Here is a 12399-nt window from a genome sequence, read left to right on the forward strand (position 1 = left end):
GGTCTAAATGATCGATCATTGTTTCCGTCGCATTGCACGGAAACGTGAGGCCGGTAACATTTGCATGCAAACGAACTCATCTTTGGCTGCGGAGTTCCGACCGGCTTGACCTGTTGCCGGAATGACAGTTTCCATTCCGAAACAAATTCGCGCTCAAGCGCCATCAACCCGAAACCCAACTGCAGGAAAACCGTCATCGACCGGCACGACCGGAATTTAACCAAAGGAACAATCGAGATGACCAAGATCCTTCGCAATGCAGTTTTCGCAGTTGTTGCTATCTCCGGCTTGGCCGGCTCGGCCTATGCTCAGCAGGTGACTGTCAATTCCTGCAGCAATCACGACGATTACTATGGCATGTGCCTGGGCGCCGCCAACAACGGCCATCACGAAAGCCGCGGCGATCGCCGCTAATCGGCAAAGTCGCGCTCAAAAAACGCCTCGCAGGCATCGCCCGCGAGGCCTTTTTGCGTTTCGCGGTGGCGCAGCGGACGAGTCGGTGATGTCATCTCCACGGAATGCGGCTACGCCGCATGGTTTCAAGAGCGGCATCAGGGGAATTGCAGCGCGTGGCTCCGACCCATTTTATTAGCGTTAACTAATCATAGACCGCGCTGTCCTATTCTGAGACAGCGCGGTCTACTGCCACACGAAGACCGTGCAGGCGGCTCCAGCCCAACGCAACCCCGCACCCAGCTGGAGCCGCCACCCTCACCATACCCGGCTGGGTTGAATTATCCCTTACCAAGCATCCTTTCTGATGCGTTTCTCGGAAAATTAGCTTTGCGAACAAACGCTTGATCAGGCCGCCGCGACGTTGACCGGAAACCTCGTCTTGGTCGGACATCCGATGCCAGGAAACAGTCCCGCTACAATGCGGTTGCTTGGCGGTCGCAAAACAGAAACATCGCTACTTTAGCGTGCTATCGGTGGTGCAATAGAGGCGTGTGGCCAATGTCGATCCCTCAAAGCTTGAATGACACAGATCTCAGGTTTGAATGTCCGAAATGCCAGCATCCGATTGTCCGGAAGGGCTCCTGGTTCAAATCCGTAGCCACATTCAAATGCGGGGGCTGCCAAACTGCGCTGCGGCTTGGATATCCGGCAAAGCTCCGTTTGTTCGAGAAACACAAGCAGTCGACCAGCCCTGATCGCATCAGCCAAGCCCAATAGAGCGTTTCACCGTTTCACGGAAACGGCGAACCGCTCTATCTCTTTGTTTCGACGCAATTCCTAACGGAAAACCGCTCACACCTTTCCGGGAATTGCTCTAGACGCGCTCATTCCATCCTGACCAAGCGATGTGCCCGCTCGGGTCGGTCCTCGAACACGGCGGCCGTTCCTGGTCGACTTGATTTTCAAAAAAAGGAGCGCGGTTGAAAACCGCGCCCTCTTTATCTCAGCGCCAACGGTTGCCGGCTGAACGGTGAACCCTATTCAGCCGCCTCATACCCCGCGATGCCCTTGATCTCGAGGAAATCCTCCAGACCGTATTCGGCGTATTCGCGGCCATTGCCGGACTGCTTGTAGCCGCCGAAGGGCAGGCCCGCATCCCAGGTCGGGTAGTTGATGTAGACATTGCCGGAGCGCATGCGGGCGGCAACCTGGCGCGCCTTCTCGATGTCCTTGGCCTGGATGTAGGAGGCAAGGCCGAAGACGGTATCGTTGGCCTGCTCGACCGCCTGCTCGACCGTGTCATAGGGCATGATCGACAGCACCGGTCCGAAAATCTCCTCGGTGGCGATGCGCATGTCATGCGTGACATTGGCAAACACCGTCGGGCGGACATAGTAGCCACGATTGAGCTCGGCCGGACGGCCGGTGCCGCCGGTCACCAGCGAGGCGCCCTCGTCGATACCGCTTTGGATCAGCCCCTGGATCTTGTCGAACTGGAGTTGGCTGACCACCGGGCCGAGCTTGGAACCGGGCGCGTCGGCCGGGCCGACGGTGAATTTTTCGGCTGCCCTCTTGGCGTAGCTTGCCGCCTCATCGTGACGATCGCGCGGCACGAACATTCGGGTCGGCGCGTTGCAGGACTGGCCGCTGTTGGAGAAGCAGCCGGCGACGCCCTTGGTGACGGCCCGCTCCAGATCGACATCGGGGAACAGGATGTTGGCCGACTTGCCGCCGAGCTCCTGATGCACGCGCTTGACCGTGTCGGCTGCCGCCTTCGCGACCAGGATGCCGGCGCGTGTCGAACCCGTAAACGACATCATATCGACATCCGGATGGCTGGCCAGAGCCTGGCCGACAGTCGGGCCGTCGCCGTTGACCAGATTGAAGACCCCCTTCGGCACGCCGGCCTCGTCGATGATCTCGGCGAAGATGATGGCGTCGAGCGGCGCGATCTCGGACGGCTTCAGCACCATGGTGCAGCCGGCGGCAAGGGCTGGGCCGACCTTGCAGGTGATCTGGTTCAGCGGCCAGTTCCACGGTGTGATCAGGCCGACGACGCCGATCGGCTCCTTGACGATGAGCGATGAGCCTTTGACCTGACGGAACTGGAAGCTCTTCAGCACTTCCGCCATCTTTTCCAGATGCGCCAGGCCGACGCCGACCTGGCTGTCCAGCGCCATCTGGCGCGGCGCGCCCATTTCGCGCGAGACGGCGAGCGCCAGGTCCCTGCTGCGCTTCTTGTAGATTTCGATGACGCGGTTGAGGATATCGAGCCGCTCCTCGACCGAGGTGAAGCCGAACGTGGCGAAGGCGCGCTTGGCGGCCGCCACGGCCTTGTCGACGTCGGCCTTGGAACCCAGCGAAATCTGCGCGAAGGCGTCTTCGTTGGAGGGGTCGATGACGTCGAAATTGTTCGGCACCACCGGATCGACCCAGGCGCCGTCGATGTAGAACTGCAGATTGTGGGACATGGTTTTCCTCCTCGGCCAGCCGTGGTTGCCCGATTGTCGTGGGTTGGATCGTCGTATACCGCCAGAGATAACGATGCCGCAAGCGCCCTGTGAAAGGCAAGCGCGGGCGATTGAGCCAGCCGGCCGGCGATGATCATTCGCGAAAATCGATCATTATAACTCGAATAATTCGTTGGAAAGATTGGTTTCGGAATGGCATTTCGGCGACGAACTCGCCTGGAGAATTCAATTGTCTTTCCTGCCCGCCACCGCGAACGATCTTCCAAACCGCCTTAATCCGGCCGGCAAGAGCCCGGCCCTGGCGCCGGTCTGGTCCGGCGTGGTGCCTGGGATCGTGCTGGTGGCGATGATCACCACCGTCGCTTATTCGATGCGCAATCTCTCGGGCCTGACCCTGTTCAGCCCGATGATTCTCGCGGTCGTCGCCGGCATGGTCTATTCGAATGTGCTCGGCCTTCCCGCGCACGCCAAGGCAGGCATCGCTTTCTCGCAAAAGCGCCTGCTGCGCTTTGCCATCGTGCTGCTGGGCTTCCAGCTCACGCTCGGGCAGGTGGCGGGCATCGGCCTTGGCGGCGTCGGCATCGTCGCGGCGACGCTCGGCGCCACCTTCCTGTTCACCGTCACGCTCGGCCGGCTGATCGGCGTCGACGCCAAGCTGGCGCAGCTGATTGCCGCCGGCTCCTCGATCTGCGGCGCGTCGGCGATCGTCGCCACCAACATCGTCACCGACGCGCGCGACGAGGACGTCACCTATGCCGTTGCCGCGATCACGCTGTTCGGCACAATCGCGATGCTCGGCTTCCCGCTGCTCGCGCCGGTTCTCGGGCTCGACCAGCACGGGTTCGGACTGTGGGCGGGAGCCTCGATCCATGAGGTGGCGCAGGTAATCGGCGCCGGCTTCCAGAACGGCACGCTCTCCGGCGAGACCGCCACGGTCGCCAAGCTGACCCGCGTCGCCATGCTGGCGCCGATGGTGGTCGCGCTCGGCCTGATGGCGCGCCGCGGCGGCGCCGATGCTTCCGGCGCAAAGCCGCCGATGCCCTGGTTCGTCGCCGCCTTCGTCGCGGTCGTGGCCCTGAACAGCCTGGTCGCGGTCCCGGCGCAAGCCCATTCAGCGATCGCCCTCGCAGCACAGATCATGCTGACCATGGGCCTCGCCGCCATGGGCCTCCAGGCCGATATTTCGGAGCTGCGCTCGCGCGGCCTGCGGCCACTGATGCTGGCCTTCTCGGCCTTCATCTTCATCGCGGGGTTCAGCCTGATGCTGGTGAAGTTCGCCTGAGACTGCTGCTGAGGCGGCCCCCGCCTCAATCTCAGCAGGACCTAGTCCTCGTCACCGTCCTCGAACTCGCACGCCGCGACATAGATCGCGGCGAGTTTTTCGATGCCGGCTTGGTCCTCCTTGTCGAAGCGGCCGGGCAGCGGGCTGTCGAGGTCGAGCACGCCGAAGGCGCCTTCGGCGTCGCGCAAGAGCACCACCAGCTCCGAACGCGAGGCGGTATCGCAGGCGATGTGGCCGGGAAATTCATGCACGTCCTTGATCAGCATCGACATGTCGAGCTCGATTGCCTTGCCGCAGACGCCCTTGCCTACAGCGATGCGAACGCAGGCTGGCTTGCCCTGGAACGGCCCGAGCACCAGCTCGTCGTCGGAGGCGAGAAAATAGAAGCCGGCCCAGTTGAGGTCAGGCACCATCTGGTAGATCAGCGCCGCGGTGTTGGCGGCATTGGCGATAGAATCGCCCTCGCCTTCCAGCAACGCTTTCAGTTGCGCGGCCAACTCCTTGTAGAAGGCGGGCTTATTGGTCGTGTCGATGGCGGTTGCCGAAAACATAGTGTCGCCTCTCCGTTGCAAGGGCGTCGACGCGCCCGCTAGAGTTTCTTCTCTGTGCCACCAATGCATCGCCCGGGAAATACACAATTGTGAGTGCCGCCCCAGCCAGCCGAAAACGCGACCGAGCCCAACTGGAGACAGCCGAGGCGCCCCTCACGTTCGCCGTGCTGGTGTTTCCCGGTTTTCCGATGATGGCGTTTTCGTCCGTCATCGAACCGCTGCGCGCCGCCAATGTGCTTGCCGGGCGTGAATGCTATCGCTGGGTGATCGTCGGTGCCAATCGAGGCACGGTCGAGGCCTCCAACGGCGTCGTCATCCAGCCGGGCTTCTGCGCCGCCGACGCGCCGAAGGTCGATCGCATCGTGGTGTGCTCCGGCGGCGATGCCGACCATGTTGTCGCCGACGAGGCGATGAACTGGATCCGCAAAAGCCTGCGCGGCGGCGCACATATCGGCGCGGTGGCGGATGCCGCGTTCTTCCTGGCCCGCGCCGGTCTGCTCGACGGCCATGCCTGCACCTTGCACTGGACCAGCCAAGCCGCCTTCACCGAGGCTTTTCCCGATATCGAGCTTCGGCGCGATCTCTTCGTCATCGACCGCAAGCGGTTCACCTCGGCCGGCGGCGTCGGCAGCCTCGACATGATGCTGGAGATCATCACGCGCGACTATGGCGCCGAGATCGCGGCGGGTGTGGCGGAATGGTTCGTGCACAGCCCCTTGCGGTCAAGCGTCGACCGCAAGCTGATGCCGCTCAGATTGCGCACCGGCGTTCAAAACGAATTGGTGCTATCGGCCATCGCCATCATGGAGGACGCGGTCGAGGAGCGGCTTGGCATGGCCGAGTTGGCGAGGCGGCTCGGCGTGTCGTCCGACAAGCTCGAGCGCAATTTCCGCGCGGAACTCGATATCTCACCCAACGGCTATTACCGGCGGCTCAGGCTGAAACGTGCCGCCGACCTCCTGGCGCATTCGACGCTGATGGTGCGCGACGTGGCGCTGGCCTGCGGCTTTGCCTCGATGTCGAGTTTTGCGCGGGCGTTTCGAGAAGAGCATGGGCACGCGCCGAAGGCGATGCGAAGGCATTAGGGGACGCGCGCTGCGCGATGAGACGTCGGCGGGACAGCGCCCCCCCTCTGTCCTGCCGGACATCTCCCCCACGAGGGGGGAGATTGGCAGCTTCGCCGCCGGCTCTCCCGTTCAGCGTTGGAGATTGGCGAAAGCGACCGCGACGGCTGATCTCCCCCTCGGGGGATGTCCGGCTTGTGTGGGTGAGATGTCCGGCAGGACAGAGGGGCGGCGCGAAGGATCACGGCGCTACCCGTTCGTCGTGCGGCATGCGGCACGACATTTGCGGAATTCCGCACAAGCTCAAACCCCTGCCCCGCTATGTTCTCCCCATCAGGAGGCCCCCATGAGCATCGTCGTATTCGACCCCGACAGCACCGAGGATGTGGATTTCAAGGACCGCGTGCGCCATCCGGCCGCGGCCGATCCGGCTGGCGGCATGTGGCTGTCCGACACCGAGCCGTCCTTCATCGATGCGGATGCGCTGCGTAAGGGGCGCCTTACCAAGCTGCGCTCTTGGATGCGCGAGGCAGGTTATGGCGGCGTCGTGCTGTTTGACCCTTACAACCAGCGCTACGCCACCGGCTCGCGCAACATGTTCGGCTATTTCCTGCGCAACTCGACGCGGTATTTCTTCATCCCGACCGACGGGCCGATCGTGCTGTTCGAGTATCCGCAGAGCTACCATGTCTCGATGGTGCTCGACACGATCGACGAGGCGCGGCCGTCCAAGCTGGTCTGGTCATCCGTCTCCGGTCGCGACGACGAGACCGCCGGGCCGTTCGCCGACGAGATAGCCGAGTTGCTCGAGAAGCATGGCGGCGGCTCGATGAAGCTTGGGCTCGACCGCTGCAGCCACCTGCAGGCGCTGGCCCTGGAAAAACGCGGCTGCGAGGTGAAGGATTGCCAGGGCGAGATTTTGGCCGTGCGCGCGGTAAAGACGCCGGAGGAGGTGAAATGCCTGATGGCCTCGATGGCCGGCGCCGAGGCCGCGGTGGCTGCGGTGCGCGAGGCGATCAAGCCCGGCGTTTCCGAGAACGAGCTGTTCGCCATCATGTATGGCGAGGTCATCCGCCAGGGCGGCGAGTTCATCGAGACGCGCCTGCTGACATCGGGACAGCGCACCAATCCGTGGTTCAATGAGGCGAGCGGCCGCAAGATCCGGCCGGGAGAGTTGCTGGCGCTCGATACCGACACGATCGGCTGCTACGGCTATTATTCGGACTTCTCGCGCACTTTTCGCTGCGGGCCGGGCAAGCCGACGCCCTACCAGAAGTCGCTCTACCGCATGGCGCACGACCAGGTGCAGCACAATATCTCAATCGTGAAGCCCGGCATGGCCTTCCGCGAGATTGCCGAGAAGGCGTGGAAGATTCCCGACCGCTTCGTCGACCAGCGCTACACGTCGGTCATGCATGGCGTCGGCATGCATGGCGAGACGCCGTTCATCGCGCATGCGATGGACTACGAGACCTATGGCCGCGACGGCATCATCGTGCCCGGCATGGTGGTGAGTGTGGAGAGTTATATCGGCGAGAAGGGCGGCCGCGAGGGCGTCAAGCTGGAGGACGAGATTCTGATCACCGAGACCGGCACCGAACTGCTCTCGCGGTTTCCTTATGAAGACGAATTTCTTGACAAGTAGCGCCCACGCACCGACAGCACATTCCGCATGAAAACGCCCATTTCCATCCGGCGCGGCACGGTGGCCGCGGTGTTCATCGATCTCCAGGAGGAGCATCGCAAGGACAAACGCTATCTGGTCGAAGGCTTTGCCGACATCCTTGCCAACGTGCAGCGCCTGCAGGAGGCGGCGCGGCGCAATTTCGTGCCGCTTTACCACTGGGCCTATATCGTCAATCTCGCCGAGGCACGGCCGTTCCACCCTGTGGACCACAGTGGCAAATCGGCCTTCTCCGACAAGGACGATCCGCTGACGGCGATCTGCCATGAAGTGGCGCCCCAGAACGGCGAAGCCATGCTGGTCAAGCAGGAGGCCAGCGCCTTCGGCAAGAACGATTTCGCTGACAAGCTCAAGGCAGCCGGCATCGAATGGCTCGTGATCGCCGGCGTCTGGACCGAGGCCTGCATCGACGCCACGGTGAAGGACGCGGTGGCGCGCGGCTTTCGCGTGCTGCTGGTCAAGGACGCCTGCGGCAGCGCGAGCGCGGCCATGCACCAGACCGGCATCCTCAACCTCGCCAACCGGCTCTATGGCGGCGCCGTCACCAACACGCTCGATGCCTGCCGGCTGCTGGCCGGCGACACGGTGAAGGTCTGGCAGGTCGAGGGCTCGGTGCCGCTGCGCTTCACCTTCGAGAACGCGGCGCGGCTTTACATGGAGCTCTGACGGGCAGTGGCCGGCAACCCAACTGACCCTGCGAGCCGCGGCATATATGCCGACCGGCTCGACCCGGAACTCTGGAACTATATCGACAAGGTCAACAGTTGGTACCCGCCCGAAACCGTGGCAGCACCGATCGCAGAGCAGCGCGCGGTCTATGACCGGATGTGCGGGGCCTTTCACCAAGGTCGCCCGGATGGTGTGACAGCCAGCGATGGCGTCGTCGCCACGGCGGCGCATGCGATCGCGGTCCGCCGCTACCGCATGGCGAACAAGGCGGCAGCGGCGGTCGTCATCTACTATCACGGCGGCGGCTTTGTGCTCGGCAACCTCGACAGCCATGACGACATCTGCGCCGAGATCTGCACCGGCACCGGTTTCGAGGTTGTGGCGGCCGACTACCGGCTGGCGCCGGAGCACCTCCATCCGGCCTCCTTCGACGATGCGCTGGCCGTGTTCGAATGGGTCGCCGCGACAAGCGCGGTGCCGATCGTGCTTTGTGGCGAAAGCGCCGGCGGCAACCTGGCCGCGGCGGTGGCGCAGGCGACGCGGCTGCATGCGCGGCATGCCGTTGGCCAGATGTTGATCTATCCGGGGCTGGGCGGCGACGAGACCGGACGCTCCTATGTCGAGCATGCCGAAGCGCCGCTGCTCACCGTCAGCGACATCGAATTCTACCGTCGCATCCGCTCCGCGCCCGGGCAGTCGGCGAACGATCCAACGTTTTCGCCACTCAGGGACCGCGACTTCTCCGGCCTGCCGCCGACAGTGATCGTCACCGCCGAGTGCGACCCGCTGTCGTCGGACGGCGAGGCCTATCGCGACCGCATCCTTGACGCCGGCGGGTGGGCAACATGGCGCGAAGAACCACGGCTGGTGCACTCCTTCCTGCGCGCCCGCCCGACTGTGCCGCGCGCGGCGGAAGCGTTTGCGCGGATTGTCAGCGACATTGCTAGGCTGGGCGCCAGCGATGAAGCGCTGATCTCCTCCCTTGTGGGGGTTGAGGAGCGGTCCGCGTAGCGGACAGGAAGCCAATTGCTTGGCTTTCCGAGCGACGAAACAAGCAGGCCAGAGGGGGCGTGAAGGATCGCGACCCTTCGGCTTCCTAGCCTTCCAAACCATCTGCAATATAGTTCCAATCAGTTGAGACGCTGGCGGGACAGCGCCCCCCTTTGCCCTGCCGGGCATCTCCCCCAAGGGGGAGATTGGGTGTATACCCTGCGGAACAGCGCACAAGAACTGCGGAAAACCAAACATTTCGCTGCCGAAAGCAGACCTATCATCCCCTCAGCAGGCAATGGCGCCCCGGCGGTCGCATCCGCCCCCCGCGCCTGACGATCCCGGGGCGCCCAACGACAGAGGGAACGACGATGAAATTCATGCTCACCGACAGGAAACTGCACCCGCGGGCCAAGCCGACCGCAGACGATTTCAAGACGGGTGCGATCAGCCGGCGCGAATACCTCGCGCTGATGGCCGGCTTTGGCGTCAGCGCCGCCGGCGCGATGGCGCTGGGTGGCATTGTCCCCTCGCCTGCCCGCGCCGCCGAGCCGAAAAAGGGCGGCGTGCTGCGCGTCGCGATGAACGTCAAAGGCTTCAAGGATCCGCGCACCTTCGACGGCGTTGAGATGTCGAATGTCGCGCGCCAATGCAACGAATATCTGGTGCGCTGGAACACCGACTTCTCCTTTGAGCCTTGGCTGCTGGAAAGCTGGGAAACCAGCGACGACGCCAAGACGATCACGCTGCACGTGCGCAAAGGCATCACCTGGTCGAATGGCGACACTTTCAACGCCGACGACGTTATCCACAACCTCAACCGCTGGTGCGACGCCTCCGTCGCCGGCAATTCGGTCGCCGCGCGCATGGGCGCGCTGGTCAATGCCGACACCAAGAAGCCGGTCGATGGCGGCATCCAGAAGGTCGACGACTACACCGTCAAGCTCAACCTGCCCAAGCCCGACATCTCGCTGATCGCCGGCATAGCCGACTATCCGGCGCTGATCATGCACCGCTCCTATGAGGGCGACGGCGACCCGAAGAAGGCTTTGGCCATCACCACCGGCCCTTGCGAACTGGTGAGTTGGGACGCCGAGATCGGCGCGGAGGTGAGGCGCAAGGACAAGCCCTGGTGGAAGGGCGAGTTCTATCTCGACGGCATCAAATGGGTCGACTACGGCTCCGACCCCAACGCCACGCTGTCGGCCTTCGAATCCGGCGAGATCGACACCGATCACGAGACCGCGTCGGATGCCGTCTCGCAGACCGACAAGATGGGCCTGCAGAATTCGGAAATCGCCACCGGCTCGACCATCGTGGCGCGCTTCAATGTCTCCAACGCGCCCTATGACGACGTCAAGGTGCGCCGCGCCGCCCAGCTTGCCGTCGACAATGTGGCGGTGCTGAAGCTCGGCCTCGACGGCCGCGGAAAACCCGCCGACAACCATCATGTCGGCCCCATGCATCCGGAATTCGCCGATATCGGCCCTACGGTGCGCGATATCGAACAGGCCAAGAAGCTGATCGCGGAAGCCGGCAAGGCCGATCATGAATATGAGCTGATCTCGGTCGACATCGAATGGCAAAAGAGCACCGCCGACGCCATCGCGGCGCAAATCCGCGAGGCGGGTCTCAAGATCAAGCGCACCGTGCTGCCGGCCGCGACCTTCTGGAACGACTGGAGCAAGTTCCCCTATTCTTGCACCGAATGGCTCGGCCGTCCGCTCGGCGTGCAGGTGCTTGCGCTCGCCTACAAATCGGGCGCGGCCTGGAACGAAAGCGCCTATGCGAACAAGGAGTTCGACGAGCTTCTCGACAAGGCGCTGGCAACGCCTGACGCCGCCCAGCGCAAGGAGATCATGGCCAAGATCGAGCAGAATTTGCGCGACTCCGGCATCATCATCCAGCCCTATTGGCGCTCGGTCTACCGCACCTATCGCAAGGGCGTGCAGGGCTGCGAACAGCACCAGTCGCTAGAGCAGCATTTCGAGAAAGTGTGGTTGGAGTCCTGATCCTCCCGGGACGGCACGCGGCCGGCGCGGCGTTAAAAGCGGCGCCGGCCGTTGCTTTTCAGGGCTCAAGCCTCTGAAGGGCCGACCGACATCCGCTCGATGATCGTCGTGGGGAGCACGATCCTTTCGGGCGGCCGGTCGTCGCCTTTCAGGCGGCGTATCAACAACTCTGCCACCGATTTGCCCAGCGCATAGACCGGCTGGTCGATGACCGTGATCGGCGGCGTGGTGACGCTCGTCCAGTCGGCATTGTGGAAGGTGATCAGCGATATGTCGCGCGGGATGCTAAGGCCGCATTCACGGATCGCCTTGAACAGATCCAGCGCCACGACGCTGTCCGACGCCAGGATCGCGGTCGGCCGGTCCTCGCTGCCGAGCAGGCGCTGCATCGCGGCATTCGCTTGCTCCGATCGTCCGCTGCCGAAATGGATGTTGCGATCCGCCCTCGCTATGCCCGCTTCGCGGCAGGCATCGAGGAAGCCGAGGATGCGCTCACGCACGGTGGAAGTATTGATCTTTGAGGCGGCGCCGCGAAACTCCCCCGACAGGACGGCGGCGGTGACATAGGCGATCCGTCTGTGCCCTGCTTGCGTGAGCAGGCGCGTGGCCCGCAGCGCGGCATTGCGGTCGTCGACCGTGACAGTGTCGACGGCAAGCTCCGGCAGGGCGCGGTCGAGCAGCGCCAGCGGGCAAGCGATCTCCTTGAGATGTGCGATCTCGCCGGATTGGGCCGGCGTCACGATCAAGCCGTCGACCTGCTTTGCCAGGAGGACGCGGATAGCATTCTTCTCCGCCTCGACGTCTTCGCCTGAATTGGCGAGGATGACGTTGATGCCCGACAAGCGCGCCACGTCGCTGATGCCGCGCACGGCAAGCGAGAAGAACGGGTTCTCGATATCGCCGACGACCACGCCGATGCTGCCGGAACGCCCGGTCGTCATGCTGCGCGCGAGCTCGTTCGGCCGGTAGTCGAGCGCCCTGGCGGCTTCCAGCACGGCCGCGCGGACCGTCTCGCTCACGGTGCCGTAACCGCCCAGCACGCGCGCCGCCGTCGCCTTCGAAACCTTGGCTTCGCGGGCGACGTCGCTAACGGTGACGGAAGGAGCCTTGGGTGGGCGCTTCATTTCTTGGAAATCGCTTTCAAATTCGTTGACGGATGGTCGTCGCTGTGCCTACAAATGTCAAGAGACCGGTCTCATTCACATTTGAGACCGGTCTCACAAGAAAAGAGCGCCTGAGAGGCGCCGCATCGAAAACCCTGTCGAATTGACCGCCGGGCC

10 protein-coding genes are annotated in these 12399 nt (G+C 63.5%); 7 read left to right on the top strand and 3 right to left on the bottom strand.

Features of this window, described 5'->3' with window-relative positions; all coding sequences use genetic code 11:
• The first annotated feature begins 237 nt into the window (after nucleotides 1-237).
• Nucleotides 238-414 (top strand): hypothetical protein, encoded by a 177-nt coding sequence (locus EN869_RS34460; protein WP_167507051.1) that lies wholly within the window; start codon nucleotides 238-240, stop codon nucleotides 412-414.
• A 1019-nt stretch (nucleotides 415-1433) separates the two neighbouring features.
• Here the strand turns inward: EN869_RS34460 and EN869_RS19405 are convergent.
• A complete protein-coding gene (locus EN869_RS19405) occupies nucleotides 1434-2867 on the bottom strand; it encodes an aldehyde dehydrogenase family protein (RefSeq protein WP_127227471.1) in 1434 nt (477 codons plus the stop codon).
• Nucleotides 2868-3165: 298 nt separating this feature from the next.
• On the opposite strand from EN869_RS19405, the gene EN869_RS19410 reads away from it, so the two are divergent.
• Entirely contained in the window at nucleotides 3166-4149 is a 984-nt protein-coding gene (locus EN869_RS19410; protein ID WP_281015726.1) for a YeiH family protein, read from the top strand.
• 41 nt (nucleotides 4150-4190) lie between these two features.
• Here the strand turns inward: EN869_RS19410 and EN869_RS19415 are convergent, their stop codons facing one another.
• Nucleotides 4191-4700: a GAF domain-containing protein gene (locus EN869_RS19415; protein WP_127227470.1), complete on the bottom strand. Its 510-nt coding sequence runs from the start codon at nucleotides 4698-4700 to the stop codon at nucleotides 4191-4193.
• A 188-nt stretch (nucleotides 4701-4888) separates the two neighbouring features.
• On the opposite strand from EN869_RS19415, the gene EN869_RS19420 reads away from it, so the two are divergent.
• The 5 genes from EN869_RS19420 (at nucleotide 4889) to EN869_RS19440 (ending at nucleotide 11119) form a co-directional block, all read left to right on the top strand.
• A complete protein-coding gene (locus EN869_RS19420) occupies nucleotides 4889-5785 on the top strand; it encodes a GlxA family transcriptional regulator (protein ID WP_245489451.1) in 897 nt (298 codons plus the stop codon).
• 325 nt (nucleotides 5786-6110) lie between these two features.
• The gene (locus EN869_RS19425; RefSeq protein WP_127227469.1) at nucleotides 6111-7409 is read left to right on the top strand and encodes a Xaa-Pro peptidase family protein; all 1299 of its coding nucleotides are present in this window, start codon (nucleotides 6111-6113) and stop codon (nucleotides 7407-7409) included.
• A gap of 27 nt (nucleotides 7410-7436) precedes the next feature.
• Nucleotides 7437-8114 (top strand): isochorismatase family protein, encoded by a 678-nt coding sequence (locus tag EN869_RS19430; protein ID WP_127227468.1) that lies wholly within the window; start codon nucleotides 7437-7439, stop codon nucleotides 8112-8114.
• A 6-nt stretch (nucleotides 8115-8120) separates the two neighbouring features.
• Nucleotides 8121-9128, top strand: coding sequence for an alpha/beta hydrolase (locus tag EN869_RS19435; RefSeq protein WP_127227467.1), 1008 nt, complete (start codon nucleotides 8121-8123; stop codon nucleotides 9126-9128).
• A 350-nt stretch (nucleotides 9129-9478) separates the two neighbouring features.
• Nucleotides 9479-11119 carry an ABC transporter substrate-binding protein gene (locus EN869_RS19440; protein ID WP_127227466.1) on the top strand — a complete coding sequence of 547 codons (1641 nt, stop codon included), beginning with the start codon at nucleotides 9479-9481 and terminating at the stop codon, nucleotides 11117-11119.
• Between the two features lie 65 nt (nucleotides 11120-11184).
• Here the strand turns inward: EN869_RS19440 and EN869_RS19445 are convergent, their stop codons facing one another.
• Nucleotides 11185-12243, bottom strand: a complete 1059-nt coding sequence (locus EN869_RS19445; RefSeq protein WP_127227465.1) for a LacI family DNA-binding transcriptional regulator — start codon at nucleotides 12241-12243, stop codon at nucleotides 11185-11187.
• Nucleotides 12244-12399 lie beyond the last annotated feature (156 nt).

The organism is Mesorhizobium sp. M2D.F.Ca.ET.226.01.1.1 (genome assembly GCF_004022705.2).
Taxonomy (GTDB): domain Bacteria; phylum Pseudomonadota; class Alphaproteobacteria; order Rhizobiales; family Rhizobiaceae; genus Mesorhizobium.

What these genes read in the sequence shown, in the direction of transcription:
- EN869_RS34460 (WP_167507051.1), top strand. Translation starts at nt 238, where the DNA reads ATGACCAAGATCCTTCGCAATGCAGTTTTCGCAGTTGTTGCTATCTCC.
- EN869_RS19405 (WP_127227471.1), bottom strand. Translation starts at nt 2,867, where the DNA reads ATGTCCCACAATCTGCAGTTCTACATCGACGGCGCCTGGGTCGATCCG.
- EN869_RS19415 (WP_127227470.1), bottom strand. Translation starts at nt 4,700, where the DNA reads ATGTTTTCGGCAACCGCCATCGACACGACCAATAAGCCCGCCTTCTAC.
- EN869_RS19420 (WP_245489451.1), top strand. Translation starts at nt 4,889, where the DNA reads ATGATGGCGTTTTCGTCCGTCATCGAACCGCTGCGCGCCGCCAATGTG.
- EN869_RS19425 (WP_127227469.1), top strand. Translation starts at nt 6,111, where the DNA reads ATGAGCATCGTCGTATTCGACCCCGACAGCACCGAGGATGTGGATTTC.
- EN869_RS19430 (WP_127227468.1), top strand. Translation starts at nt 7,437, where the DNA reads ATGAAAACGCCCATTTCCATCCGGCGCGGCACGGTGGCCGCGGTGTTC.
- EN869_RS19440 (WP_127227466.1), top strand. Translation starts at nt 9,479, where the DNA reads ATGAAATTCATGCTCACCGACAGGAAACTGCACCCGCGGGCCAAGCCG.
- EN869_RS19445 (WP_127227465.1), bottom strand. Translation starts at nt 12,243, where the DNA reads ATGAAGCGCCCACCCAAGGCTCCTTCCGTCACCGTTAGCGACGTCGCC.